The sequence below is a fragment of the Streptomyces goshikiensis genome (genome assembly GCF_014650555.1).
Lineage (GTDB): Bacteria > Actinomycetota > Actinomycetes > Streptomycetales > Streptomycetaceae > Streptomyces > Streptomyces goshikiensis.
Map to the genome: position 1 here is coordinate 631,379 of NZ_BMVE01000002.1, position 24,372 is coordinate 655,750.

The window sequence follows — 24,372 nt, forward strand, 5'->3', positions numbered from 1 at the left end:
TGTTGGGTCGTCGGGCTTCAAGGACTCATCACCGACCAGGCTTTGGCTACCTTGGCGGTGCTGGAAGGCACGTCGTCCACGACGCCACGAGCGCCATCCACCGCGACAGCGGTCTGCTCGACCGCATCACTGTCCGAAGCGTAGTCGGAAATCGCGGTTGCTGCGCCCAGGACGGGCACGGCAACGCCCACGGTTTTCGTCACCGTTGGGTTCGTACTCCGAAGGGCCCAGGCAGTGAGCGGGTTTTCGACCTCCTGGATTTGGAGGCCCGTCGACCAGGTGGTGCGGCCGAAGGTGGTGGCGCCTTCGGTGAGGCCCGAGAGGGCGCTGGCTTCGGGGGCGGCGGTCAGGGCCGCGCGGGCGGCCAGGGTGCCGGCCTTCGCGCCCGCGGCGACCGCCGCCACGCCCGGGACGGCGCCCGCGGTGTCGCCGAGGAGCGTGACCCCCGCCTTCCAGAAGTCCGCGTCGAACTCGCCCTTGGTGACCCCGTCCGTCAGGGACTTCCGGAACCTCGGGTCGGCGGCGTGCATCCCGAGGGCCGCCAGGGACAGCCCGCCGGCCACCAGCATCACCGCCAGGCCCGCCGGCGGGCAGAACAGGGACAGGCCCGCCCCGGCGGCGCCCAGGATGGCCGAGGCGTTCGAGAGGGCGTCCGCCGGGTCTTCCGTGATCTTCTGCCAGAGCGAGGCGAAGACGCCCGGCTCCTTCGGGGCCAGGCGGTCCGCCGCCGCGTTCAGGGTCTTCGCGACGCGGCCCGCGGCCGCCGCGTGTTCCGCGGCCAGCTCCCGCGCCAGCCGCCGCGCGTCGGCCAGGGCGGGCTCCGTCGTGGCCGCGGCGGCCTGGGACTCGTAGCGGGCGGCCAGCGCGCGGTGCGCGACCAGGGTGTCGTGCCACGCGGTGAGCCGGCGGGCCGCCTCCGCGAGGGAGGTGTGCGCCGAGCGGAGGTAGCGCGGCAGGTCCCGCGACAGCGAGGCCCGGAAGGCGGTGGCGGCCTCGCCCTGCCAGCCGCTGCTGTTCGAGGCGAGGGCGTCGACCACGCGGGAGGCCTCCCCGAGGGAATTCGCCGAGGCCAGGAGCTTCTTCGCCAGGGTGAGGACGGCGGCCGGGTTGCCGGGGGCCGGGTCGAAGCCCAGCGCGGGGGAGTGGCTCACGTACGCCCGCCGCCCGCCTTGAGGAAGGCCGCGCGGATGGCCGCCTCCAGCTCCGCGTGCTCGCCGGCACTGGTCTTCACGCCCTCGCGCACCGTCTTGATGCGTTTGGCCAGCTCACTCGTGCCGTACGACCATCTCTCCTGGAAGCCGTCGCAGGCCGCGTCGAGGTCGGCCGTGCCCAGCTGGTCGGCCCGTACGTGGCTCAGCGCGCTCCGCGCCTCCCGCAGGGAGGTCAGCGAGGAGTCGAGGGCGCGCGAGAAACGGGCCAGCTGGTCGATGTCCACCTGGAGGAACGTCATGACGCGAAACCTTGGCAGAGCGGAGCTCTGCCAGGGCAATCGTCGTCACCCGCCCGGGGGAGCGGAATCCGGTCAGGGCGTCAGGCGCCGCTCAGCCCTTGCGGGCCGCGATGCGCGCCGCGCGGGCGGCGAGGCGCTCGTCGAACTTGCGGGCCTCGGAGTCCAGGCCGTTCATGAACAGGCCGAGCTCCTCCTGGGCCTTCAGACCCTCGGGGCCCAGGCCGTCGATGTCCATGATCTTCAGGAAGCGGATCACGGGGCTCAGCACGTCGTCGTGGTGGATCCGCAGGTTGTAGACCCCGCCGATCGCCATCTGCGCCGCCATGCGCTCGAAGCCGGGCATGCCGTGTCCGGGCATCCGGAAGTTGACCACGACGTCGCGCACGGCCTGCATGGTGAGGTCCGGGGCGAGCTCGAAGGCCGCGCCCAGCAGGTTGCGGTAGAAGACCATGTGCAGGTTCTCGTCCTGCGCGATGCGGGCGAGCATCCGGTCGCAGACCGGGTCACCGGACTGGTGGCCGGTGTTGCGGTGCGAGATGCGGGTCGCGAGCTCCTGGAAGGCCACGTACGCGACCGAGTGCAGCATCGAGTGCCGGTTGTCGGACTCGAAGCCCTCCGACATGTGCTGCATCCGGAACGCTTCCAGCTTGTCCGGGTCCACGGCGCGCGAGGCGAGGAGGTAGTCGCGCATCACGATGCCGTGACGGCCCTCCTCGGCGGTCCAGCGGTGCACCCAGGTGCCCCACGCGCCGTTGCGCCCGAAGAGGGTCGCGATCTCGTGGTGGTAGCTGGGGAGGTTGTCCTCGGTCAGGAGGTTCACGACCAGCGCGATCTTGCCGATATCGGTGACCTTGGACTGCTGCGGGTCCCAGGCCTCACCGTCCTCGAAGAAGCCCGGGAAGTTCCGGCCGTCGCTCCACGGGACGTACTCGTGGGGCATCCAGTCCTTGGTGATCTTCAAGTGCCGGTTGAGCTCCTTTTCGACCACCTCTTCCAGCGCGAACAGCAGCTTGGCGTCGGTCCACGCCTCCGAGCTGCCGAGGGAGGGAGAGGTGATCGTCACGGGTGCTCCTGGGGGACAAAGCGAATTACCTACGGTTCCGTAGCCTACGAACCCGTAGGTTAAGCGCGCCGTGAAGGCCAGCCAAGCCCCACGGGTACCTATGTCCGGTTACGTCTGGTTATCTATGCAGTTTGAGAGGCCGTTTGCGGGCATGGCGAAGCCGAAAGTCATACGTGAAGGTGGCTCGGCTTTGCCGGATTGACGCCTAATCGATGCCTGGGGAGGGGGGACGGGGGAGTCCCCCTGTCCCCCCGTCCCCGCCCCGCGTCACCCCGCGTCGTCCCGCGTCGCCCCGCGTCACTCGTGCCAGAGTGAGTCCCGGACCTCCTCCGCCGTCGTCGGTCGCAGCTCGCCGTCGAGCAGCAGCCAGCGCGTGATGCCGATCGACTCCAGGAACGGCACGTCATGGCTCGCCACGATGAGCGCGCCCTGGTACGACTCCAGCGCGCCGGTCAGCTGCCGGACGCTCGCCAGGTCCAGGTTGTTCGTCGGCTCGTCCAGCATCAGCAGCTGCGGAGCCGGCTCCGCCAGCAGCAGGGCCGCCAGCGCCGCCCGGAAGCGTTCGCCGCCCGACAGGGTGCCGGCCGGCCGGTCCGCCCGGGCGCCCCGGAACAGGAAGTGCGCGAGCCGCGCCCGGATCAGGTTGTTCGTGGCCTGCGGGGCGAACCGCGCCACGTTCTCCACCACCGAACGGCTGTCGTCCAGTACGTCCGCGTCCAGCCGCTGCGGCAGGAAGCGCGCCGGTACGTGCGTCACGGCCTCGCCGGACTCTGCCGGCACGAGCCCGGCGACCGTGCGCAGCAGGGTGGTCTTGCCCGAGCCGTTGCGGCCGACCAGCGCGATCCGCTCCGGACCGCGCAGCTCCCACTCGCCCGGGACCGAGGCCCCGTGCGCCAGGTGCAGATCGCTCAGCGTCAGCACCCGCCGGCCCGGATGGACCTGCGTGGCGGGCAGCTCGATACGGATCTCCGCATCGTCGCGGACCGCCTCCACCGCCTGGTCGAGCCGCTCGCGGGCGTCCGCGAGCTTCTCGGTGTGCATGATGCGGTGCTTGCCGGCCGACTCCTGAGCCGCCCGCTTGCGGGCGCCCATGACGATCTTCGGCTCGCGCTTGGTGTCGTTCATCTTCTGGCCGTACCGCTTGCGACGGGCCAATTTGACCTGTGCGTCGGCCAGTTCCCGCTTCTGCCGCTGTACGTCGGCCTCCGCGACCCGGACCATCCGCTCGGCCGCGTCCTGCTCGGCGGCGAGCATCGCCTCGTAGTCGGTGAAGTTCCCTCCGTACCAGCGCACTTCGCCGTCGCGCAGGTCCGCGATCTGGTCGACCCGGTCGAGCAGTTCCCGGTCGTGGCTGACGAGGATCATCACCCCGGACCAGGACTCCACCGCCGCGTAGAGGCGGCGGCGGGCGCGCAGGTCCAGGTTGTTGGTCGGCTCGTCGAGCAGCAGGACGTCCGGCCGTGCCAGCAGCAGGGCCGCCAGCCGGAGCAGGACGGACTCCCCGCCGGACAGCTCCCCGACGGTGCGGTCCAGGCCGATCCGGGAGAGACCGAGCTGGTCGAGCGTGGCCAGGGCCCGCTCCTCCACGTCCCAGTCGTCCCCGACGGCGGTGAAGTTCGCCTCGGTGGCCTCGCCCGCCTCGATGGCGTGCAGGGCGGCGCGGGCGGTGTCGATGCCGAGCGCCTGGTCTACGCGGAGTGCGGTGTCGAGCGTGACGTTCTGCGGGAGGTAGCCGACCGTGCCGGCGACGGCACGATGGCCGTCGGTGGGGGTCAGTTCACCGGCGATGAGCTTCAACAGGGTTGATTTGCCGCAGCCGTTGAGGCCGATCAGGCCGGTGCGGCCGGGGCCCACGGCCAAGTGGAACCCGTCGAACACGACGGTTCCGTCGGGCCAGTCGAAGGACAGGGCGGAGCAGGTGACAAAGGTAGGGGCGTTACTCATAGAGGCCTCCAGGTTGCGTGAATGGTGCGTGCAACGCGGGGAGACAGCCGTACCGGACCGCGGCCGTCGGCTCATGGCGACGGTGGTGGCGGTGGTGATCGGTGTCTCGAACCTCAGACGAGCAATGTCCTACTCCGTTCGGCGGCAATGGGGCGAGAACGAAGTTACGGGCGGCCGGGGCCGCCCGCAATTGGATTTATGGGGGGGTGGGGTGGGTGGTTGGGGTGGGGTGGTTGGGGTGGGCGGGTGGAGAGGGGCTAGCAGGAGTCGCGCATCAGTTCGGCCAGGCCGTGGTCCACGTCGAGGTACAGGTGCTCAAGGCCAGGCGGTACGACGGCGGCGGCGCGTTCCAGGAAGCGGTGCAGGTCGGCGGTGAGCATCAGGACGATCGCGACGCCCTCGGGAGCGTGGAACTCGATGGTGGTCCGGTCGGCGTCGTACGGGCGCACGCGCACGTCGCCGCTGCCCGTCGGGCGGTCCAGGCCGGACTCCAGCAGTTCGCGCGCGAAGGTCCACGAGATCTCGATGCCCTCCAGCGTGGCCGGGGCGGGGAAGGCCATGCGGATGGCGAACGGATCCGCGCGGTCGTAGCTGAGCGTGACAGGCACGGTCTCGACCTTCGGGGCGGTGGCGACCAGACGGGCCTGCACGGCCTGCTCGATGACAGTGATCAAGGCTCGCTCCCTTGCGGCGGATCTGCTGACGGGCCTGGGGTGGAGCCCGACAACGGGATAGACGCCGGAACCGGCAATTCCGTGCATGCCGAGTTGCGTGAGCTGTGTCACCGATTGGCCGAAACGCATCCGTGTGATCGCACAGAGTAGTGGTGGGCGCGGGATGGGGGAAGGGGCCTGTGGGCGGGTGGCGGCTTTGGGGTGGTCGGAATAAGGCTGGTTCCGTCTCACTCCACAGGCCCAAGGCGTCGTTCCGGGAGCTGGGAGAGGTCGTCACGCTCAGTTCGCCGCGCGGGATCAACTGGCCGACGGGCGACCTTGTGGCAGGCCGCGCCGGTGGCGGGACGCACCCTGGACGGTGGTTCCGGGGTGCGTTAGCTTCCGGCGCCATGAGACTTCTGGGAGTGGGGCGAGGGGCGTGGGCCGGGGCGTGGGCCGGGGCTCGGGCCGGGGCGTGCGCGGTGGCTTTGGTGGTGGGGGCGCTGGGGGTGCCGGCCGTTGCCGCCGGGGTGGGCGGGGCGGGTGAGGGGCCTGGTGATTCTGCCGCTGGAGTTGTGGGGTCTGGTGCGGGTGATGTTGGTGGTGTGGTGCGTGGGGTGGGGTGGGCGGTGAAGGGGACCGGGAAGGACTCCCGGTTCCGGGGGCTGGCCGCCGTCAGTCGCAGTACGGCCTGGGTGGCCGGGTCCAAGGGGACGGTGCTGCGCACCGTGGACGGCGGCCGGAGCTGGCGTGACGTTTCGCCGCCGGGGGCGGTCGCGGAGGGGCTGGAGCTGCGCGACATCGAGGCCTTCGACGCGCGGCGGGCGGTGGCGCTGTCCATCGGGGAGGGCGAGGCCTCCCGCGTGCTGCGGACCGACGACGGCGGGGCGACATGGAGCGAGGCCTTCCGGAACCCCGACCCGCGGGCCTTCTACGACTGTCTGACGTTCTTCGACTCCCGGCACGGGCTCGCGATGAGCGACCCGGTGGACGGCAAGTTCCGCATCCTCTCCACGGGCGATGGCGGGCGTAGCTGGGAGGTGCTGCCGGCCTCCGGGATGCCGGACGCGCTGCCGGGCGAGGCCGGCTTCGCGGCCAGCGGCCAGTGTCTGGTCAGCGCCGGCTCGCGGGACGTCTGGCTCGCCACGGGCGGCGGAGCCGTCTCGCGGGTCCTGCACTCCGGGGACCGGGGGCGGACCTGGAAGGTGGCCGAATCCGTGATCCCGGCCGGCGACCCGGCCAGGGGGGTCTTCGCCCTGGCCTTCCGCGACCGTACGACGGGCCTCGCCGTCGGCGGTGACTACCGCGCCGGGCAGGAATCCCCGCGGGCAGCGGCGGTGTCGTCCGACGCGGGCCGCACCTGGCGCCCGGCGGCGACCCCGCCGCCGGGGTACCGGTCGGGCGCGGCCTGGCACCCGTACGGCCGGGGTGTGGCGCTGGCGGTGGGGCCGACGGGCACCGACGTGACGGTGGACGGGGGCCGCACCTGGCGGGCGCTGGACGCGGGGTCGTTCGACACCGTCGACTGCGCGGGCGACGGGGGTTGCTGGGCTGCGGGGGAGAAGGGGCGGGTGGGGAGGTTGGAGAGGCCGGAGAGGTCCTGATCAGCTGGTGGTGTCCCCGGCCGTGCCTGCGTCCGGATCCGTTCCCGTGATGAGGTCCATGGCTGGGTAGCGGGCCTGGGTGAAGCCTGCTGCTGTGTAGACGGGCTCGCCGTCGGAGCTCGCGTGCAGCTGGATGTAGTGGATGCCGCTGTCGTTCAGCCAGGAGACGAGCCCGTCGACGATCCGTCGGCCGAGGCCTCGGCCGCGGGCGGTCTCGTCGGTGACGATGCCGTCGAGGTAGCCGCGGCGGCCGTCGGTCCAGCGGGGGCTGGGCAGGTGGTACGTCACCCAGGCCATGCCGGTGGCCAGCAGCGGTTCGCCGGGAGCGCCGCCGACGACCAGGCAGCGCAGATCGGTTCGGGCGGTGATGCGCTCGCGGAACCAGCCGTCCGCGGTCTCGCGCCAGGGGGAGTTGGCGGGTCCGGGGTCGACGCCGAGGCTGGCCAGGGCGACGGCGCGCAGGCGTATCAGCTCGGGGATGTCGGCGGGGGTCGCGGGGCGGGGGGCGTGGGTGGGAGCGGGAGGGGTCAACGCGGGCTCCAGGGAAAGGGGTGTCCAAGGGGAGGGAGGGGTTTCCCGGCAGTCTCACTGTCCTTCCGGGGCGGGCCGGTCCCTCAAGGGCGCTCCTTCGTCGCGTCGCTGCGCGATGGCCTTCGGCCACCCTTGACCGACCGGCCCGCCCCGGAACGCCAAAGACTGTCGGGAAACCCCGGAGGAACGGTCACGGGGGATCGGTCCCGGTGCGCGCCACTACCCCCCCGGGCCGCGCCGGCCCGGGGGGTCGATCGCCCCAGGTCGCCACGCGCTTCGCCCGGTCGGCGGCCGCGGGCCGTCCGTTCGCCGTGCTAGGTGAGCGGGGATTCGCGGACCGGCGCCAGGTCCGAGGAGGTCTTCGTCGCGATGAACTCGGTGATGCGGTACTCGCAGACGCCGGCCATCGTGAAGGGGTCGCCCGCCGCGATCTTCTCGATCTCCGCGCGGGAGACCCCGCCGGCCAGGACGACACCGCCGTCGCGGGGGACCTTGCGGCCCGACGCGAGGAAGACGCCCGCCGCGTAGTGGCCGTCCAGCCAGGCGATGTGGGCGTCCATCTGCTCTTCGACGGCTTCGATGGGCGCGGTGTAGGTGAGCTCCATGACGAACATGATCGTCAGGCTACCCTCGCACCATCATGACGAGTGTGAAGACCCCCGCCGACGAGGCCGAGGCCCGGGCGGTACAGGACGAACTGCGGACGCGCGTGGTGCTGGACGAGGCCGGGCCGGCCGTCGGGCGCGGGCTGATCGCGGGTGTGGACGTCGCGTACGACGACGAGCGCGATCTGGTGGCCGCGGCGGCCGTGGTGCTCGATGCCGCCACCTTGGAGGTGGTGGAGGAGGCGACCGCGGTCGGGCACGTGAGCTTTCCGTACGTGCCCGGGCTGCTGGCGTTCCGGGAGCTGCCGACGGTGCTGGCCGCGCTCGACGCGCTGAGCGCCGTTCCGGGGCTGGTGGTGTGCGACGGGTACGGGCTCGCGCATCCGCGCGGCTTCGGGCTCGCCTGCCACCTCGGGGTGGTGACCGGGCTGCCCAGCATCGGCGTCGCGAAGAATCCGTTCACCTTCACGTACGAGGAGCCGGGCGCCCGGCGTGGTGACGCCGCCCCGCTCGTGGCGGCGGACGGCGCGGTGGTGGGGCGGGCGCTGCGGACGCAGGACGGGATCAAGCCGGTCTACGTGTCGGTGGGCCACCGGGTGTCGTTGGACAACGCCTGTGCGCAGACGCTGGCGTTGAGTCCGCGGTTCAGGATTCCGGAGACCACGCGGCACGCCGACTCGTTGTGCCGGCGTGCCCTGCGCGAGGCGTCCTGATCAGCGGGCGTCGGCGACGCGGAAGCGGATGCCCGCCTTCTGGAGGCGGTCCAGGAGGGCGTCGCCCATGGCCACCGCGGTGGTGAGCTGGCCCGCCCGGTCGGGGAGGGCGTCGTACGCGAGGCAGAGGGCGGACTCCGCCAGCATCTTGGCGGTCTCGCCGTAGCCCGGGTCGCCGCCCGAGACCTCGGTGAAGACCCGGCGGCCGCCGCCCTCGCCCACGAAGCGGACGGTGAACCAGCTGCGCGCCCGGCGCGCCGCGTCGGGGCCCCGGCCCGGTTCCCAGCGGCTCATCAGCCAGCGCCGCGCGGGCGGGAGCTGGGCCGCGGCGGCGGTCGCGCCGAGGGCCGCCGTACCGCCCAGGGCCATGGCGAGGTGCTGGACGGAGGCGTAGTGCCGGTAGCGGAAGTCCGGGCCGTAGCGGTCCAGGGCGGCCGCGGAGCGGGCGACGATCCGGGGGTCGAGTACGGGTAGCGGCAGGGCCCAGGTGCCGGTCTCGCGGCTGAAGCGCGGGGCGCCCAGGGGGCCTCGCGCGCGGCGTCCCAGCAGGCGCGGCTCGTGCAGCCGGCGGGTGTGGGCGGCGGCCAGGGTCTGGGGGCCGCGGCCGATCGCGGTGAGGGCGGAGGCCAGGGTGCCGCCGGAGAAGAGGGCGTTGGAGCGCAGGAAGCCGTCCACGCGGAGCGGGACGCCTTCGGGGAGCTGGTTCACCGTGTAGTACGTGCCGAGGTCGGCCGGGATGGAGTCGAAGCCGCAGGCGTGGACGATGCGGGCTCCGGTCTCGCGGGCCCGGGCGTCGTGCTCGACGTACGTCCGGTCGACGAACTCGGGCTCGCCGGTGAGGTCCAGGTAGTCGGTGCCGGCCTCGGCGCAGGCGGCGACGAGTTCCGCGCCGTGCCAGATGTACGGGCCGACGGTGGTGGCCAGTACCCGGGTGGAGGCGGCCAGTTCGCGCAGTGCCCCGGTGTCGCGGGCGTCGGCCCGCAGGAGGGGCAGGTCCGCGCAGGCCGGGTCGAGGGCGGTGAGGCGTTCGCGCAGCCGTTCCAGCTTTCCGAGGTCCCGGCCCGCCAGGGCCCATCGGCAGCCGGTGGGGGCGTGCTCGGCGAGGTACTCGGCGGTGAGTGCCCCGACGAATCCCGTCGCGCCGAAGAGCACCACGTCGTAGGCCCGTTCCGGATCGCCTTGCCGAACCTCTGCGTTCATGTGACCGCTCCTCCCAGCTGTTGTCGGTGGCTGAGGCTAGCGTGAGTACCGGCTGTCCGTGCGAGCAGGTGTGACCTGCGGTAAGTGGAGGCGTCGATGAAGGCTGCGGTGCGCAAGTGGGAGGCGGTGCGGGAGTTCGCCCTGAGCCTTCCGGAAGCGGTCGAGGAGTTTCCCTGGGGCCCCGAGGACTGTGTGGTGAAGGTCAACAAGAAGATCTTCGTGTTCCTCGGCAACACGGACGGGCCGCCGGGGCTGTCGGTCAAGCTCAAGGACGAGGCGCTGCACGGGCACGCGATGACGGCGCCGGGCGCGGCGCCCAGCGGGTACGGGCTGGGGAAGGCGGGCTGGGTCTCGGTGCCGTTGGCGCCGAAGGGCGCGCCGTCGGCCGAGGTGCTGTGCGAGTGGGTGGAGGAGAGCTACCGGACCGTGTGCCTGAAGCGGCATCTGAGGGAATTGGATACCCGGATCGGGACAACCGGCTAAGCGCTTGCTTGTTTGGGGCTTGTGCTGAGTGGAACACGTTCCTAGCATCACTGGTGTTACATCGGTTGTGTCACACCGTGCACCAACAATGCTGGGGGCTCGATGGCAGTGACAGGGAACGGCCCGCTCGCCGGAGTGCGCGTCGTCGAGCTGGCGGGCATCGGCCCGGGTCCGTTCGCCGCCATGCTCCTCGCCGACCTGGGAGCCGATGTCGTACGGGTGGACCGGCCCGGCGGGGGCGGGCTCGCGATCGACCCGGCGTACGACGTCACCAACCGGAACAAGCGGTCCGTGCTGATCGACCTGAAGTCCGCCGGGGGCCCCGGGCGGGTGCTGGAGCTGGTGGAGCGCGCCGACGTGCTCATCGAGGGGTTCCGCCCGGGGGTCGCCGAGCGGCTCGGCGTCGGACCGGCCGACTGCCACGCCCGCAACCCCAAGCTGGTGTACGGCCGGATGACCGGCTGGGGCCAGGAGGGCCCGCTCGCGCACTCCGCCGGGCACGACATCGCGTACATCGCCGTCACCGGCGCCCTCGGCATGATCGGCAACCCGGGCGAGCCCCCGGCCGTTCCCGCCAACCTGGTCGGGGACTACGCGGGCGGCTCGCTCTACCTCGTCATCGGCGTCCTCGCCGCGCTCCAGCACGCCCGCACCCCCGGCGGCGCCGGCCAGGTCGTGGACGCGGCCATCGTCGACGGCACCGCCCACCTCACCGCCATGATCCACGGCATGGTCGCGGCCGGCGGCTGGCAGGACCGGCGCGGGGCCAACCTCCTCGACGGCGGCTGCCCCTTCTACGGCACGTACGAGACCTCCGACGGGCAGTACATGGCGGTCGGGGCGCTGGAGCAGCAGTTCTACGACGAGTTCGTCCGGCTGCTGGGGATCGCGGAGGAGGCACCCGCGCGGAAGGACACGGCGCGGTGGGGGGAGCTGCGCGAGGCCGTCGCCGCGCGGTTCAAGACCCGCACCCGCGCGCAGTGGACGGAGGTCTTCGAGGGGACCGACGCCTGCGTGGCGCCCGTGCTCTCGCTGCGCGAGGCACCCGAGCACCCGCACCTCGCCGCCCGCGGCACCTTCACCGACTTCGGCGGGATCACCCAGCCCGCCCCCGCGCCCCGGTTCTCCGCGACCCCGACCGCCGTCACCGGCGGGCCGGCCCGGCCGGGGGCCGACACCGACGCCGTGGCCGCCGACTGGGGCGTGCCGGGCCTGACCGGGAAGGGCGCCTGATGGAACTGTCCATGATGCTCGACTACGCCGGGGACCCGCGCCGGGCCGCCGACGAGGCCGCGGCGCTGGAGTCGGCCGGTCTGGACGCCGTCTGGGTCGCCGAGGCCTGGGGCTTCGACGCGGCGACGATCATGGGCTACCTCGCCGCCCGCACCGAGCGGATGAAGATCGGCTCGGCCATCGTCAACGTCTACTCCCGCACCCCCGCCCTGATCGCCCAGACCGCCGCCGGGCTGGACGCGCTCTCCGGCGGGCGGGCCCTGCTCGGCCTCGGCGCCTCCGGCCCGCAGGTGGTCGAGGGCTGGCACGGCAAGCCGTACGACAGGCCGCTCGGCCGGACCCGCGAGACGGTCGGGCTCTGCCGCCGGATCTGGCGCCGCGAGACCATCGACCACCACGGCATCACCGACATGCCGCTGCCGCCCGAGAAGGGCGGCCGGCACGGCAAGCCGCTGAAGATGCTCACCCGGCCGGTGCGCGACTCCATCCCCGTCTACATCGCTTCGCTGGGGCCCGCGAACGTGCGGATGACCGCCGAGATCGCCGACGGCTGGCTGCCCACCCTGTTCCTGCCCGAGAAGGCCGGCGCCGTCTGGGGGAACTCCCTCGCCGAGGGCGCGGGCCTGCGCGCCCCGGAGCTCGGGCCCCTGGAGACCGTCGCGGGCGGACTGCTCGCCATCGGTGAGGACGCGGCCGCCGCGCGGGACCTGGCGCGCCCGCAGATCGCCCTGTACGTCGGTGGCATGGGCGCTCCCGGCAAGAACTTCTACAACGACCTCGCCGTCGCCTACGGGTACGAGAAGGAGGCCCGGAAGATCCAGGAGCTCTACCTCTCCGGGCGCAAGCGCGACGCCGCGGCCGCCGTGCCGGACGAGTTCTGCGAGCTCATGACCCTGTGCGGGCCCGAGGGGTACGTACGCGAGCGGGTCGAGGCCTTCCGGGAGGCCGGCGTCACGATGCTCAACGTCAGCCCGGTCGGCCCCGAGCCGGCCCGGCTGATCGAAACCGTCAAGAACTGGCTGTGAGGAGCCGCATCCATGAAACGCCAGATCTTCGACGCCGACCACGAGGCGTTCCGCGAGACCGTCCGCGCCTTCCTCGCCAAGGAGGTGCTGCCGCACTACGAGCAGTGGGAGAAGGACGGCATCGTCAGCCGTGAGGCCTGGCTGGCCGCCGGCCGCCAGGGACTGCTGGGCCTGGCCGTCCCGGAGGAGTACGGCGGCGGCGGGAACGCCGACTTCCGCTACGCCGCCGTGATAGCCGAGGAGTTCACCCGGGCGGGTGCCGCCGGGCTCGCGATCGGCCTGCACAACGACATCATCGGCCCGTACCTGACCTCGCTGGCCACCGAGGAGCAAAAGCGCCGCTGGCTGCCCGGCTTCTGCTCCGGCGAGACGATCACCGCCATCGCGATGACCGAGCCGGGCGCGGGCTCGGACCTCCAGGGGATCCGCACCACCGCCGAGGACCGGGGCGACCACTGGGTCCTGAACGGCTCCAAGACCTTCATCTCCAACGGCATCCTCGCCGACCTGGTCATCGTCGTCGCGAAGACCACCCCCGAGGGCGGGGCGCACGGGCTGTCCCTGCTGGTCGTCGAGCGCGGCGCGGAGGGCTTCGAGCGCGGCCGCAACCTGGACAAGATCGGCCAGAAGTCCCAGGACACCGCCGAACTCTTCTTCCACGACGTCCGCGTCCCGAAGGAGAACCTGCTCGGCGAGCTCAACGGCGCCTTCGTCCACCTGATGACCAACCTCGCGCAGGAGCGGATGGGCATCGCGATGGCCGGCATCGCCGCCGCCGAATACCTGCTGGAGATCACCACCCGGTACGTGAAGGAGCGCGAGGCCTTCGGGCGCCCGCTCTCCAAGCTCCAGCACATCCGCTTCGAGATCGCGGAGATGGCCACCGAGTGCGCCGTCACCCGCACCTTCCTCGACCGCTGCATCACCGACCACTCCAACGGGGAGCTGGACCACGTCCACGCCTCGATGGCCAAGTGGTGGGCGACCGAGCTCCAGAAGCGGGTCGCCGACCGCTGTCTGCAACTGCACGGCGGCTACGGCTACATGACCGAATACCAGGTCGCGCGGGCCTTCGTCGACGGCCGCATCCAGACCATCTACGGCGGCACGACCGAGATCATGAAAGAGATCATCGGACGTTCCCTGCTCGGCTGACCTCCCCCTCGCACACCTCCGAAAGGCTTGACCAGTGAGCACCGAAGCTTACGTATACGACGCGATCCGCACCCCGCGCGGCCGCGGCAAGGCCAATGGCTCCCTGCACGGCACCAAGCCGATCGACCTGGTCGTCGGCCTCATCGACGCCCTGCGCGAGCGCAACCCCGGGCTGGACCCGGCCACCATCGACGACATCGTGCTCGGTGTCGTCGGCCCCGTCGGCGACCAGGGCTCCGACATCGCCCGGATCGCGGCCATCGCCGCCGGACTCCCCGACACCGTGGCCGGCGTCCAGGAGAACCGCTTCTGCGCCTCGGGCCTGGAGGCCGTCAACCTGGCCGCCGCGAAGGTCCGTTCCGGCTGGGAGGACCTGGTCCTCGCGGGCGGCGTGGAGTCCATGTCCCGCGTCCCGATGGCCTCCGACGGCGGCGCCTGGTTCGCCGACCCGATGACCAACTGGGACACCGGCTTCGTCCCGCAGGGCATCGGCGCCGACCTGATCGCCACCATCGAGGGGTTCTCCCGGCGCGACGTCGACGAGTACGCGGCCTTGTCGCAGGAGCGCGCGGCCGCCGCCATCAAGGACGGCCGCTTCGTCAAGTCCGTCGTCCCGGTCACCGACCGCAACGGCCTGATCGTCCTGGACCACGACGAGTTCGTCCGCCCCGGCACCACCGCCGACACCCTCGCCAAGCTGAAGCCCTCCTTCGCCGACATCGGCGAGCTCGGCGGCTTCGACGCGGTCGCGCTGCAGAAGTACCACTGGGTCGAGAAGATCGACCACGTCCACCACGCGGGCAACTCCTCCGGCATCGTCGACGGCGCCTCCCTCGTCGCCATCGGCTCCCGCGAGGCGGGGGAGCGCAATGGCCTGACCCCGCGCGCCCGGATCGTCTCGGCGGCCGTCTCCGGCTCCGAGCCCACCATCATGCTCACCGGTCCCGCCCCGGCCACCCGCAAGGCCCTCGCCAAGGCCGGTCTGACCATCGACGACATCGACCTCGTCGAGATCAACGAGGCCTTCGCGGGCGTCGTGCTGCGCTTCGTCAAGGACATGGGCCTGTCCCTCGACAAGGTCAACGTCAACGGCGGCGCCATCGCGCTCGGCCACCCGCTCGGCGCCACCGGCGCGATGATCCTCGGCACGATCGTCGACGAGCTGGAGCGCCAGGACAAGCGCTACGGCCTCGTCACCCTCTGCGTCGGCGGCGGCATGGGCGTCGCCACCATCGTCGAGCGCCTCTGACCTCGTCCTGCATCCCCTGCCCCCCGGACCTTCCGAAACGAAAGCAGTGACCATGAGCGAGTCCACCACGATCCGCTGGGAACAGGACGAGACCGGCGTCGTCACCCTGATCCTCGACGACCCCAACCAGTCCGCCAACACGATGAACCAGGCCTTCAAGGACTCCATCGCAGGTGTAGCCGACCGCGCCGAGGCCGAGAAGGACTCCATCCGGGGCATCATCTACACCTCCGCCAAGAAGACCTTCTTCGCGGGCGGCGACCTCAAGGACATGATCCGGCTCCGCCCGGCGGACGCCCGGATCGCCTTCGACACCGGCACCGAGATCAAGCGCTCCCTGCGCCGGATCGAGACCCTCGGCAAGCCCGTCGTCGCCGCCCTGAACGGCGCAGCCCTCGGCGGGGGTTACGAGATCGCCCTCGCCTCCCACCACCGCATCGCCCTCGATGCCCCCGGCTCCAAGATCGGCCTGCCCGAGGTCACCCTCGGCCTGCTCCCGGCCGGCGGCGGCGTCACCCGTACCGTCCGCCTGATGGGCATCGCCGACGCGCTGCTCAAGGTGCTGCTCCAGGGCACCCAGTACACCCCGCAGCGCGCCCTGGACAACGGCCTCGTGCACGAACTGGCGGCCACGCCCGAGGAGATGCTGGCCAAGGCCCGCGCCTTCATCGACGCCAACCCGGAGTCGAAGCAGCCCTGGGACGTCCCCGGCTACCGCATCCCGGGCGGCACGCCGTCGAACCCCAAGTTCGCCGCCAACCTCCCGGCGTTCCCCGCCAGCCTGAAGAAGCAGCTGAACGGGGCCCCCTACCCGGCGCCGCGCAACATCCTGGCCTGCGCCGTCGAGGGCTCCCAGGTGGACTTCGAGACCGCGCTGACCATCGAGGCCCGCTACTTCACCGAGCTGGTCACCGGACAGACCGCCAAGAACATGATCCAGGCGTTCTTCTTCGACCTCCAGGCCGTCAACGCCGGCCGCAGCCGCCCGCAGGGCACCGAGCCCCGCACCGTCCGCAAGGTCGCCGTCCTCGGCGCCGGGATGATGGGCGCCGGCATCGCGTACTCCTGCGCCCGCGCGGGCATCGAGGTGGTTCTCAAGGACGTCACCCCCGAGGCCGCCGCGAAGGGCAAGGCGTACTCCGAGAAGCTGCTCGACAAGGCGCTCTCCCGGGGCCGTACCACCGAGGCCAAGCGCGCCGAGCTGCTCGCCCGGATCACCCCGACCGCCGAGGCCGCCGACCTGGCGGGCTGCGACGCCGTGATCGAGGCCGTCTTCGAGGACACCGCCCTCAAGCACAAGGTGTTCCAGGAGATCCAGGACGTCATCGAGCCGGACGCGCTGCTCTGCTCCAACACCTCCACGCTGCCCATCACCGGGCTGGCGGAGGGGGTTTCGCGCCCCGTCGACTTCATCGGTCTGCACTTCTTCTCGCCCGTCGACAAGATGCCGCTGGTGGAGATCATCAAGGGCGAGCGCACCGGTGACGAGGCGATCGCCCGCGCCTTCGACCTGGTCCGCCAGATCAACAAGACCCCGATCGTGGTCAACGACTCGCGCGGCTTCTTCACCTCGCGCGTCATCGGCCAGTTCATCAACGAGGGCGTGGCGATGGTCGGCGAGGGCATCGAGCCCGCCTCCATCGAGCAGGCCGCGGCGCAGGCCGGCTACCCGGCCAAGGTGCTCTCGCTGATGGACGAACTGACCCTGACGCTGCCCCGCAAGATCCGCAACGAGACCCGCAAGGCCTTCGAGGCCGAGGGCAAGGCGTGGAGCGAGCACCCCGCCGACGCGGTCATCGACCGCATGGTGGACGAGTTCGGGCGCCCCGGGCGCAGCGGCGGGGCCGGCTTCTACGCGTACGACGACAGCGGCAAGCGCGCCGGCATCTGGCCGGGCCTGCGCGAGCACTTCGCCAAGCCGGGGTACGAGATCCCGTTCGAGGACATGAAGGAGCGGATGCTCTTCTCCGAGGCCCTGGACAGCGTCCGCTGCCTCGACGAGGGCGTGCTGACCTCGATCGCCGACGCCAACATCGGCTCCATCATGGGCATCGGCTTCCCGGCCTGGACCGGCGGCGTGATCCAGTACGTCAACGGCTACGAGGGCGGCCTCGCGGGCTTCGTCGCCCGGGCGCGGGAGCTGGCCGAGAAGTACGGCGAGCGCTTCACCCCGCCGGCCTCGCTGGTCGCGAAGGCCGAGCGCGGCGAGACGTACGCCGACTGACCGCCGGCGGCCGGGCGCCGGCGGCCGGGTGTCACCGGCCGGGCACGCGGCGCCCGGCCGCGGTCCCGGGGGCGGGCCCCGCCCCCGGGACCGCCCGGCGCGGCGGGGTCAGCGCGCGGCGAGGGACGCGAACACGCCCCGGTGCGTGCTCCCGTCGGGGCCGGTCCAGCCCGCGGTGACCTCGCCCAGGGCGCTGGTGGCGGGAGCCGCCGCCTCCCCGAGCACGCGCGTCACGGTGAGCGCGGGAGCGCCCTCGGCGCCCGCCGGCTGCGGCCCCTCGTACCGCACGGTGACGGACGGGTCCGGAGTGTCGCTCAGGCTCTGCGCCTGCGGCTCGGCGCGGCCCTGGAACAGCGCGAGCAACTGCGCGGTCAGCACCGGGTCGTGCGGACCGTCGTACACCCAGCGGCGTCCGAGTACACCGTGCTCGGTGGTGCCGACCAGGGCCGCCTCGGCGCCGGCCAGCGGAGCGCCGCGGTAGGTGAGGGGCACGTGGTACGCGGTCGGCTCCCCGCCCGAGGTGTCAGTGACCACCATGAACTCGATGCCCACCTCGCCCTCGGGGTCGTCGAGGCGGAAACCGCCCGAGCGGACCAGCTCCGGCGGCCGCCCGGTGGGCAGGTACCAGGGCCGGTCCGGCAGCCAGGCGGCAAGGAGCTCCAGCTTGTTGGGGCTCATCGTGGTCTTGTGAATGATCGCCATGACGGGGAACCTACCTGGTGGGGCTGTCCGCCCGGACGCCGGCGCTGGCGCCGCCGGTGTCATCCCCGCGGGGTGAACGCGGCCTTCAGCTCTTCCTTCAGCGACCGCTGGAAGGCGGTGACCAGAGCCTGAACGACCATCGGCTGCATGTGCGCGGACAGCGCCTTCATCGACTCCACCCGCTCCGGATCGCTCTCGTCGCGCGTGAACGGTCCCCACACCTCGTCCCGGAACAGGGCCGTCAGCTGGTGCGCCGCCGTCCGCGCGTGCTCCAGCAGCACCTCGCGCGCCGCGAGGATCGTCTCGTGCGCGATCGGTACGTCGAGCAGCGCGACGCCGAGCCGCAGCAGGCCCACGTCCACCCGGAAGCCCTCCGCCGTCGGCGCCAGCACGTTCATCGCCGTCAGCCGCCGCAGGTCGCTCTCGGTCAGGGCCCGCCCGGCGCGCTTCTCCAGCTCCTCCCGCGAGGACTCCAGCGCCGCGTCCGGGGCCCAGGTCGCCACCAGCGCCCGGTGGATCGCCAGGTCGTGCGCGCTCAGGTCGTCGGGCAGCGCGTCCAGGTACCGCTCGATGGCGGACAGGGTCATGCCCTGGTGCTGCAACTCCTCGATGAGGGCCAGCCGGGACAGGTGTTCCGGGCCGTAGTGGCCCACCCGACGAGGGCCGATCACGGGAGGGGGCAAAAGCCCGCGCGTGCTGTAGAACCGTACGGTGCGGACGGTCACGCCCGCCCGGGAGGCCAGCTCGTCGACGGTGAGCGTCGGCTCGGGTGCCTGGGTGGTCATGGTCTCCGCCTCGCTCTCTGATCAGCGCGTCTCAGCACGTCTCAGCACTTCTCAGCACGTCCCAGTGCGTTCCGTTCCCGCACCGCGGTTCAACAGTATTGCTGTCGCACCAACGATGTGAAACGTCCAGGAGCTGCCCATGCCCACGAATCTGCGACTGCCCGGAGAACCCGACAAGCTCACCCTCCCCGCCCTGCTGGCCCGCAACGCCGCCCAGTACGGGGACCTCCCCGCCCTCTCGTGGCGCGAGGGCGACGGCTGGACCACCCTCAGCTGGGCCGAGGCCCGCCGCGAGATCGCCGTCCTCGCCTCCGGCTACGCCGCCCTCGGCATCGAGCGCGGCGAGCACGTCCTGATGATGATGGGCAACCGGCCCGAACACTGGCTCAGCGACCTCGCCCTCGTCCATCTCGGCGCCGTCCCCGTCACCGTGTACGGGACCTCCGCGCCCGAGCAGATCGCCCACATAGCCCGCCACAGCCGGGCCCGGGTCGCGGTCGTCGAGGGGGCCCGCGAACTCGCCCGCTGGGAGCCCCTGCTGGCCGACGGCACGGTCGCCCTGGAACGCCTCGTCGTCGCCGAGGCGGCCGACGCCGGCCCGCACCGCACGTACGGCTCCCTGCAGGCGAGCGGCGCCCGCGCGCACCGCCCCGACTCCTTCGAGAAGGCCTGGCGGGAGACCCGCCCCGAGGATCCGCTGACGGTCGTCTACACCTCGGGCACCACCGGCGACCCCAAGGGCGTCCGGCTGACCCACCGCAACATCATGCTCCAGTCCGTCCGCCTCGACCGGCGCGTGGACCTGCCGGAGCACGCGGAGCACATCTGCTACCTGCCGTTCGCGCACATCGCCGAGCGGATCCTCGGCATCTACCTCCCGCTGCTGCGGGCCGCGCACGTCCGCCTCGTCGCCGACCCCACCGCCGTCGCGGGCGCCGTCCGCGAGCTGCACCCGGTGCAGTTCTTCGGCGTGCCCCGGGTCTGGGAGAAGCTCGCCGCGGGCGTACGGGCCGTCCTGGCGCGGCTCCCCGAGGCGCAGCGGCACGCCATCGAGGCCGCCAACGACCTGGCCCGGGCCTTCGCCGCCCACCAGGAGCGCGGCCAGGCCGTCCCCGCCGCGCTGGGCGCCTCGTACGCCCGGGCCAAGGAACAGGTGCTGGATCCGCTGCTGGGCCTGGCCGGGCTGGACCGGCTGGCCTGGACGGCCAGCGCCACCGCGCCGATGCCGATCGACGTGGTGCGCTTCTGGGCGGGCTGGGGCATCACCATCATGGACGCCTGGGGCCTCACCGAGACCTCGGGGGTGTGCACGGTCAACAGCCCGGACGGCTTCCGGCTGGGCTCGGTGGGCCGCCCGATCGAGGGGGTGGAGCTGCGGCTCGCCGGGGACGGGGAGATCCTCACCCGAGGCGCGACCGTCTTCGGCGGCTACCTGCGGCCCGACGGCTCGGTGGAGAGCGCCGCCGACGCCGAGGGCTGGTTCCCGACCGGGGACATCGGCCGGCTCGACGAGGACGGCTTCCTGTGGCTGACCGACCGCAAGAAGGAGCTGATCATCACCTCGAACGGCAAGAACGTCTCGCCGGCGCTGGTGGAGAACACGGTCAAGGAACACCCCCTGATCGGCCAGGCCCTGGTGCACGGCGACGGCCGCTCCTACCTGGTCGCCCTCCTGGTCCTGGACGCGGAACTGGCCCCCGCCTGGGCCGCCGCCCGGGGCATCGAGGCCGACTCGCCCGCCGCGCTCGCCGCGCACCCGGAGGTACGCCAGGAGATCGCCCGCGCCGTCGAGGCCGCCAACGCCCGCCTCAACCGCACCGAGCAGATCAAGCGGTACCGGCTGCTCACCGAGGAGTGGGGCCCCGATTCGGGGGAGCTCACCCCGTCGCTGAAGCTGCGCCGCCGGGTGGTCCGGGAGAAGTACGGGCCGCTGATCGAGGCCCTGTACGAGGAGGCGCCGCCCGCCGGCTGACCCGGATGGCCCTGTCCGGTGAGCGCCCGGCCGCTCACCGGACCAGGGTGGGGGCATGTGGCGGAAGGACTTCAGCCGTGTCTGAGAGCGGCTTCAGCCTCCACGCGGGCCGGGGCAACCCGAACTGGAGCGCGACCGGGCCCCGCGAGGCCTTCCACGCCCTCGGCTACTTCGCGCTCGACGAGTCCCGGCGGGTGTGGACGGCCGACAACCTCGGCGGGAGGCCCGAGGGGCGGGGCATCGGGGAGCGCTTCGACTCGTGGGTGCGCCGCCATCCGCAGCTGCCGGGCGTCGAACTCCTGGCCGCCTGCGTCCAGTACGCCATGGCCCGGTGGGCCTTCGACAAGGACGAGTTCGTCCACGAACTGGCCGACGCCGTCACCGGCGACAACTACCCGCTGCCGGGCCGGATGCTGGCGCACGCCGAGCACATCGTGCGCGGCTACCTCGGCTTCGAGATGTTCGGCACCCGGCCGCCGAAGGGCGACATGTCGCTGTTCGCCACCGAGGGCGCCGCCGCGGCCATGTGCTACGTCTTCGACTCCCTGGTGAAGAACGGGATCCTGGCCGAGGGCGACAAGGTCGCCTTGATGGCCCCGGCGTTCACCCCGTACGTGGAGGTCCCCGAGCTCGACGCGTACGGGTTCGAGGTCGTCGAGGTCCGCGCGAGCCGCTCCGCCGAGACCGGGGTGCGGCAGTGGCACTACCCGCGGGAGGAGGTCGCCAAGCTGGCCGATCCGGCCGTCCGGCTCCTCTGCGTGGTCAACCCCGGCAACCCGCCCTCACCGGCGCCGGGCGACCGGGTGGCGGAGCAGATCAAGGAGATCGTCGCGACCGCCAATCCGCGGCTGCTGATCGTCACCGACGACGTGTACGGCACCTTCGTGCCGGGCTTCCACTCGCTGGCCGCCGACGTCCCGCGCAACACGCTGCTCGTGTACTCGTACTCCAAGCACTTCGGGTGCACGGGCTGGCGGCTCGGAGTCATCGGCCTGCACGACGACAACGTCATCGACGAGATGATCGCGGACCTCCCGCAGGAGCGGAAGGACCGCCTCGCGCGCCGCTACCGCTCGCTCACCCCGGAGCCGGAGAAGCTCCGCTTCATCGACCGGCTGGTCGCCGATTCGCGCCCGGTGGCCCCGCGGCACACGGCGGGCCTCTCGCTGCCGCAGCAGGCGATGATGGTGCTGTTCTCCCTCTTCGACCTGCTGGAGGAGGGCCAGGCGTACAAGGAGCGGGTCCGGCAGATCCTCCGGCAGCGCCTCGACCTCCTGCTGGAGGGCGCCCGGATGCAGACCGCCGACGACGACCGCAGGCCCGGCCACCACGTCGAGCTCGACCTGCTCGCCGAGGCCGAACGGGTCCACGGCAAGGAGTTCGCGGATTTCCTGGAGAAGACCTACGAGCCGGCCGACCCGGTCCTCCGGCTCGCCGCCCGGACCTCGGCGGCGGCGCCGCCCGGCGGCGGCTCCGACGGCCCCGCATGGTCCGTCCGGATCTCCTTGGCCGACCTCGACGACATGGACTGCCTGAAGATCGGCCACCACCTGCGGGAGGTCTTCCGGGAGTACGTGGCCGAATGGACCCGGTCGCCGTCCCCGCGGGGCCCCGCCGGTGAGACGGGGCGCCCGGGGGCGGCGGGCTGAGCCGCGGCGGTCAGCGGCCGATCAGCGGGTAGTGGTCGGAGAGGTTCGTGTACGTGTAGGAGGTGCCCCAGCTGGAGACCGTCCAGGGCGCCGACTGCTCCTTCGCCACGTTGTTCTCCCAGTTCGCCGGGCGGGCGTTGCCCTTGCGGTACAGGACGTAGTCCAGGTCCTCGCGCGGGTCCGTCGGGTAGCGGTAGTTCGCGATCGAGTTCAGCGCGGTGTCGAAGGAGTACGGGTGGCCCGTACGGGTGTCGGAGCCGGCCAGGTCCGCGTTCGCGAGCATGGAGGCGTACTCCGGCGTGCGGGAGTCGACGTTCATGTCGCCCGCGACGATGACCTGCTCGCTCGCCGGGATGTTCTTGCCGTCCAGGAAGGCGTCTATCGCCTTGAACTGGCGCGCCCGCATCTGCGCGGCCTCGCCCGCGCCGCAGCCCGGGTCGGTGGACTGCGCGTGGGTTCCCACCACGTGCACCCTGGCGCCGTTCACGTTCAGCACGACGTACGCGAAGCCCTTGTTGGACCACCAGTCCGCGCCGCAGGCGTCCTTGTAGACCACCTGCTCCTTGCGGACGATGGGCCACTTGCTGAGGACCGTGACGCCGCCGTCCTCCGGCGTGGTGGCGGAGTACGAGCCGCCCGTGGCGTCCCAGCCGCTCTTGCTCCGGCCGACCACCGGGGTCTGGTAGGGGTACTGCGCGGCCGAGTTGGCCTTCAGCGCGTCCGAGGCGCCGTTGTCGAAGGCCTCCTGGAGCACGACCACGTCGTGGCCCTGGTAGAAGGAGGCCTTGGGGATCTCCGTCGCGCGGTGGTCCTGGCCCCAGTTCGGGTACAGGTTCTTGGACATCAGGAACACGTTGTACGACAGGACGCTGAGCCGCGGGGTCGCGGCGGCGCTCTCGGCGGCCGTGGCGGCGGGCGCCGTGGTGACGGCCAGTGCGCCGGCGGCGATGGCCGCGACGGCCGTGGCGGCGGCCCGGTGGCGGCGGTGCGGGGTGAGCGGCATGAGGTCTCCATCGTTGCTGCGGGGGGAGATCGACTCCGTCATCCAAGCAGCCGCGGTTACCTCTGGGTAACACCCGTGACAAGACTTTCTGTCGGGAGTGCGGACGTCTGGCGCGCGGGGCCGGACGGTGTCCGGGAAGGGCCGGGGACGGGCCCCGGGAGGCCCCCGGCCGGGTCCGTGCAGGTCCGCGCATACTTGCTCCATGAGGAAGACGCAGCCATCCGCCCCCGGACCGGCCGCCGCGCGGCGCCCCGACCCCGACCCCGAGCCGCCCGCCCCCGGCGGAGTGCTCTGGACCATCTCCGGGGACGTCCGGGCCCTGCTGATGCTGCCCGCCGCCTTCACCATGCAGGTCGCGCACCCCGCCATCGCCGCCGGAGTCGACGAGCACTCCGTGTTCCGCACCGACCCCTGGGGCCGCGGCGAGCGCTCGCTGCGCTCCGTCCAGCTCTGGGTGTACGGCGGCGAGGAGGCCGCCGAGGAGGGCCGCCGGGTGCGCCGGCTCCACAAGGAGATCCAGGGCATCGACACCCGCGGGCGGCGCTACCACTCCCTCGACCCCGCCTGCTACTCCTGGGTCCACGCCACCGGCTTCCCCGTCTACCTCCACGCGGGGCGCTACCTGCTGCGCCCCTTCACCCCCGCCCAGGAACGGCAGCTGTACCGCGAGTGGCTCCAGGTCGGCCGGATCCTCGGCATCCGCGACCGGGACATGCCGCAGACCATCGAGGAGTACTGGCCCTACTACCACCGGATGCTGGCCGAGGAGATCGAGCCGACGAAGGTCGCCCGCGAACTCCTCGCCACCGACGTGCCGCTGCCCCGGCCCGAGGGCGGCCCGCTCGCCGTACGGCTGCTGCTCCGGGTGGCGTGGCCGGCGCTGCGGGTGGCGTTCCTGCGCCTGCGGGCCTTCGTCACCGTCGGGTACATGCCGCCCGACGCCCGCGCCGCCATCGGGCTGGAGTGGAGCCCGGCCCAGGAGCGCAGGCTCCGGCGGTTCAGCGCGGTCGTACGGATCCTCGTACCGCTGCTGCCCGAGCGGCTGCGGTACCTGCCCATCGCCCGCGAGGCGCGAGCGCGGTGGCGCGCCGCCGCCCGCTGAGGAGCGGGCGCCGGCGCGACCGGGGAC

The 24,372-nt window shown here is 72.3% G+C and carries 22 protein-coding genes; 11 read left to right on the top strand and 11 right to left on the bottom strand.

Annotated features, from left to right (window positions below):
- Positions 1-17 precede the first annotated feature (17 nt).
- From IE248_RS08085 to ssgD, 5 genes are all read right to left on the bottom strand, one after another.
- A complete protein-coding gene (locus IE248_RS08085) occupies positions 18-1,151 on the bottom strand; it encodes a hypothetical protein (RefSeq protein WP_190030278.1) in 1,134 nt (377 codons plus the stop codon).
- Entirely contained in the window at positions 1,148-1,450 is a 303-nt protein-coding gene (locus IE248_RS08090; RefSeq protein WP_037798515.1) for a DUF6317 family protein, read from the bottom strand. The genes IE248_RS08085 and IE248_RS08090 overlap by 4 nt, the downstream gene beginning before the upstream one ends.
- A 91-nt stretch (positions 1,451-1,541) precedes the next feature.
- Positions 1,542-2,513 (bottom strand): acyl-ACP desaturase, encoded by a 972-nt coding sequence (locus IE248_RS08095; protein WP_073796846.1) that lies wholly within the window; start codon positions 2,511-2,513, stop codon positions 1,542-1,544.
- A gap of 297 nt (positions 2,514-2,810) precedes the next feature.
- Complete coding sequence (locus IE248_RS08100) at positions 2,811-4,457, bottom strand: ABC-F family ATP-binding cassette domain-containing protein (RefSeq protein WP_047960750.1); 1,647 nt, start codon at positions 4,455-4,457, stop codon at positions 2,811-2,813.
- Positions 4,458-4,714: 257 nt separating this feature from the next.
- Positions 4,715-5,131 carry a spore wall synthesis regulator SsgD gene (gene ssgD, locus IE248_RS08105; protein WP_037798520.1) on the bottom strand — a complete coding sequence of 139 codons (417 nt, stop codon included), beginning with the start codon at positions 5,129-5,131 and terminating at the stop codon, positions 4,715-4,717.
- Between the two features lie 461 nt (positions 5,132-5,592).
- On the opposite strand from ssgD, the gene IE248_RS08110 reads away from it, so the two are divergent.
- Positions 5,593-6,714: a WD40/YVTN/BNR-like repeat-containing protein gene (locus tag IE248_RS08110; protein ID WP_190030279.1), complete on the top strand. Its 1,122-nt coding sequence runs from the start codon at positions 5,593-5,595 to the stop codon at positions 6,712-6,714.
- Here the strand turns inward: IE248_RS08110 and IE248_RS08115 are convergent, their stop codons facing one another.
- Positions 6,715-7,245, bottom strand: coding sequence for a GNAT family N-acetyltransferase (locus tag IE248_RS08115; protein ID WP_190030280.1), 531 nt, complete (start codon positions 7,243-7,245; stop codon positions 6,715-6,717).
- A 314-nt stretch (positions 7,246-7,559) separates the two neighbouring features.
- A complete protein-coding gene (locus IE248_RS08120; RefSeq protein WP_037798523.1) occupies positions 7,560-7,859 on the bottom strand; it encodes a YciI family protein in 300 nt (99 codons plus the stop codon).
- A 26-nt stretch (positions 7,860-7,885) separates the two neighbouring features.
- Here IE248_RS08120 and IE248_RS08125 point away from each other — a divergent pair, with 26 nt between their 5' ends.
- A complete protein-coding gene (locus tag IE248_RS08125; RefSeq protein ID WP_190030281.1) occupies positions 7,886-8,563 on the top strand; it encodes an endonuclease V in 678 nt (225 codons plus the stop codon).
- Here IE248_RS08125 and IE248_RS08130 read toward each other — a convergent pair whose 3' ends face one another.
- Positions 8,564-9,763, bottom strand: a complete 1,200-nt coding sequence (locus tag IE248_RS08130) for a saccharopine dehydrogenase family protein (RefSeq protein WP_190030282.1) — start codon at positions 9,761-9,763, stop codon at positions 8,564-8,566.
- Positions 9,764-9,859: 96 nt separating this feature from the next.
- Here IE248_RS08130 and IE248_RS08135 point away from each other — a divergent pair, with 96 nt between their 5' ends.
- The 6 genes from IE248_RS08135 (at position 9,860) to IE248_RS08160 (ending at position 17,132) form a co-directional block, all read left to right on the top strand.
- Positions 9,860-10,246 carry an MmcQ/YjbR family DNA-binding protein gene (locus IE248_RS08135; RefSeq protein WP_073796842.1) on the top strand — a complete coding sequence of 129 codons (387 nt, stop codon included), beginning with the start codon at positions 9,860-9,862 and terminating at the stop codon, positions 10,244-10,246.
- Positions 10,247-10,348: 102 nt separating this feature from the next.
- The gene (locus tag IE248_RS08140) at positions 10,349-11,479 is read left to right on the top strand and encodes a CaiB/BaiF CoA transferase family protein (RefSeq protein ID WP_190030283.1); all 1,131 of its coding nucleotides are present in this window, start codon (positions 10,349-10,351) and stop codon (positions 11,477-11,479) included.
- Positions 11,479-12,504, top strand: coding sequence for an LLM class F420-dependent oxidoreductase (locus IE248_RS08145; protein ID WP_190030284.1), 1,026 nt, complete (start codon positions 11,479-11,481; stop codon positions 12,502-12,504). Before IE248_RS08140 ends, IE248_RS08145 begins: the two co-directional genes overlap by 1 nt.
- 12 nt (positions 12,505-12,516) lie before the next feature.
- Positions 12,517-13,659, top strand: a complete 1,143-nt coding sequence (locus IE248_RS08150) for an acyl-CoA dehydrogenase family protein (RefSeq protein WP_073796839.1) — start codon at positions 12,517-12,519, stop codon at positions 13,657-13,659.
- A 34-nt stretch (positions 13,660-13,693) separates the two neighbouring features.
- A complete protein-coding gene (locus IE248_RS08155) occupies positions 13,694-14,908 on the top strand; it encodes an acetyl-CoA C-acetyltransferase (protein WP_190030285.1) in 1,215 nt (404 codons plus the stop codon).
- 52 nt (positions 14,909-14,960) lie between these two features.
- Positions 14,961-17,132: a 3-hydroxyacyl-CoA dehydrogenase NAD-binding domain-containing protein gene (locus IE248_RS08160; protein WP_037795230.1), complete on the top strand. Its 2,172-nt coding sequence runs from the start codon at positions 14,961-14,963 to the stop codon at positions 17,130-17,132.
- A 108-nt stretch (positions 17,133-17,240) separates the two neighbouring features.
- Here the strand turns inward: IE248_RS08160 and IE248_RS08165 are convergent, their stop codons facing one another.
- Together IE248_RS08165 and IE248_RS08170 are read right to left on the bottom strand one after the other, a co-directional pair.
- Positions 17,241-17,834, bottom strand: a complete 594-nt coding sequence (locus IE248_RS08165) for a maltokinase N-terminal cap-like domain-containing protein (protein WP_190030286.1) — start codon at positions 17,832-17,834, stop codon at positions 17,241-17,243.
- A gap of 59 nt (positions 17,835-17,893) precedes the next feature.
- The gene (locus IE248_RS08170; RefSeq protein ID WP_190030287.1) at positions 17,894-18,619 is read right to left on the bottom strand and encodes a MerR family transcriptional regulator; all 726 of its coding nucleotides are present in this window, start codon (positions 18,617-18,619) and stop codon (positions 17,894-17,896) included.
- 139 nt (positions 18,620-18,758) lie between these two features.
- Here IE248_RS08170 and IE248_RS08175 point away from each other — a divergent pair, with 139 nt between their 5' ends.
- A complete protein-coding gene (locus IE248_RS08175; protein WP_190030288.1) occupies positions 18,759-20,591 on the top strand; it encodes an AMP-dependent synthetase/ligase in 1,833 nt (610 codons plus the stop codon).
- Between the two features lie 5 nt (positions 20,592-20,596).
- Entirely contained in the window at positions 20,597-22,240 is a 1,644-nt protein-coding gene (locus IE248_RS08180; RefSeq protein WP_190030289.1) for a bifunctional aspartate transaminase/aspartate 4-decarboxylase, read from the top strand.
- Positions 22,241-22,250: 10 nt separating this feature from the next.
- Here IE248_RS08180 and sph read toward each other — a convergent pair whose 3' ends face one another.
- Positions 22,251-23,243 carry a sphingomyelin phosphodiesterase gene (gene sph, locus IE248_RS08185; protein WP_190030290.1) on the bottom strand — a complete coding sequence of 331 codons (993 nt, stop codon included), beginning with the start codon at positions 23,241-23,243 and terminating at the stop codon, positions 22,251-22,253.
- Between the two features lie 202 nt (positions 23,244-23,445).
- Between sph and IE248_RS08190 the strand changes: the two genes are divergently transcribed.
- Complete coding sequence (locus tag IE248_RS08190) at positions 23,446-24,345, top strand: oxygenase MpaB family protein (protein WP_190030291.1); 900 nt, start codon at positions 23,446-23,448, stop codon at positions 24,343-24,345.
- Positions 24,346-24,372: the final 27 nt, after the last annotated feature.

Bases quoted from the DNA above. Each gene is read 5' to 3' on its own strand.
- IE248_RS08160 (WP_037795230.1), top strand. From the start codon at position 14,961: ATGAGCGAGTCCACCACGATCCGCTGGGAACAGGACGAGACCGGCGTC.
- IE248_RS08180 (WP_190030289.1), top strand. From the start codon at position 20,597: ATGGCCCTGTCCGGTGAGCGCCCGGCCGCTCACCGGACCAGGGTGGGG.
- IE248_RS08120 (WP_037798523.1), bottom strand. From the start codon at position 7,859: ATGTTCGTCATGGAGCTCACCTACACCGCGCCCATCGAAGCCGTCGAA.
- IE248_RS08190 (WP_190030291.1), top strand. From the start codon at position 23,446: ATGAGGAAGACGCAGCCATCCGCCCCCGGACCGGCCGCCGCGCGGCGC.
- sph (WP_190030290.1), bottom strand. From the start codon at position 23,243: ATGCCGCTCACCCCGCACCGCCGCCACCGGGCCGCCGCCACGGCCGTC.
- IE248_RS08100 (WP_047960750.1), bottom strand. From the start codon at position 4,457: ATGAGTAACGCCCCTACCTTTGTCACCTGCTCCGCCCTGTCCTTCGAC.
- IE248_RS08135 (WP_073796842.1), top strand. From the start codon at position 9,860: ATGAAGGCTGCGGTGCGCAAGTGGGAGGCGGTGCGGGAGTTCGCCCTG.
- IE248_RS08175 (WP_190030288.1), top strand. From the start codon at position 18,759: ATGCCCACGAATCTGCGACTGCCCGGAGAACCCGACAAGCTCACCCTC.
- IE248_RS08090 (WP_037798515.1), bottom strand. From the start codon at position 1,450: ATGACGTTCCTCCAGGTGGACATCGACCAGCTGGCCCGTTTCTCGCGC.
- IE248_RS08170 (WP_190030287.1), bottom strand. From the start codon at position 18,619: ATGACCACCCAGGCACCCGAGCCGACGCTCACCGTCGACGAGCTGGCC.
- IE248_RS08150 (WP_073796839.1), top strand. From the start codon at position 12,517: ATGAAACGCCAGATCTTCGACGCCGACCACGAGGCGTTCCGCGAGACC.
- IE248_RS08130 (WP_190030282.1), bottom strand. From the start codon at position 9,763: ATGAACGCAGAGGTTCGGCAAGGCGATCCGGAACGGGCCTACGACGTG.
- IE248_RS08125 (WP_190030281.1), top strand. From the start codon at position 7,886: ATGACGAGTGTGAAGACCCCCGCCGACGAGGCCGAGGCCCGGGCGGTA.
- IE248_RS08145 (WP_190030284.1), top strand. From the start codon at position 11,479: ATGGAACTGTCCATGATGCTCGACTACGCCGGGGACCCGCGCCGGGCC.
- IE248_RS08140 (WP_190030283.1), top strand. From the start codon at position 10,349: ATGGCAGTGACAGGGAACGGCCCGCTCGCCGGAGTGCGCGTCGTCGAG.
- IE248_RS08165 (WP_190030286.1), bottom strand. From the start codon at position 17,834: ATGGCGATCATTCACAAGACCACGATGAGCCCCAACAAGCTGGAGCTC.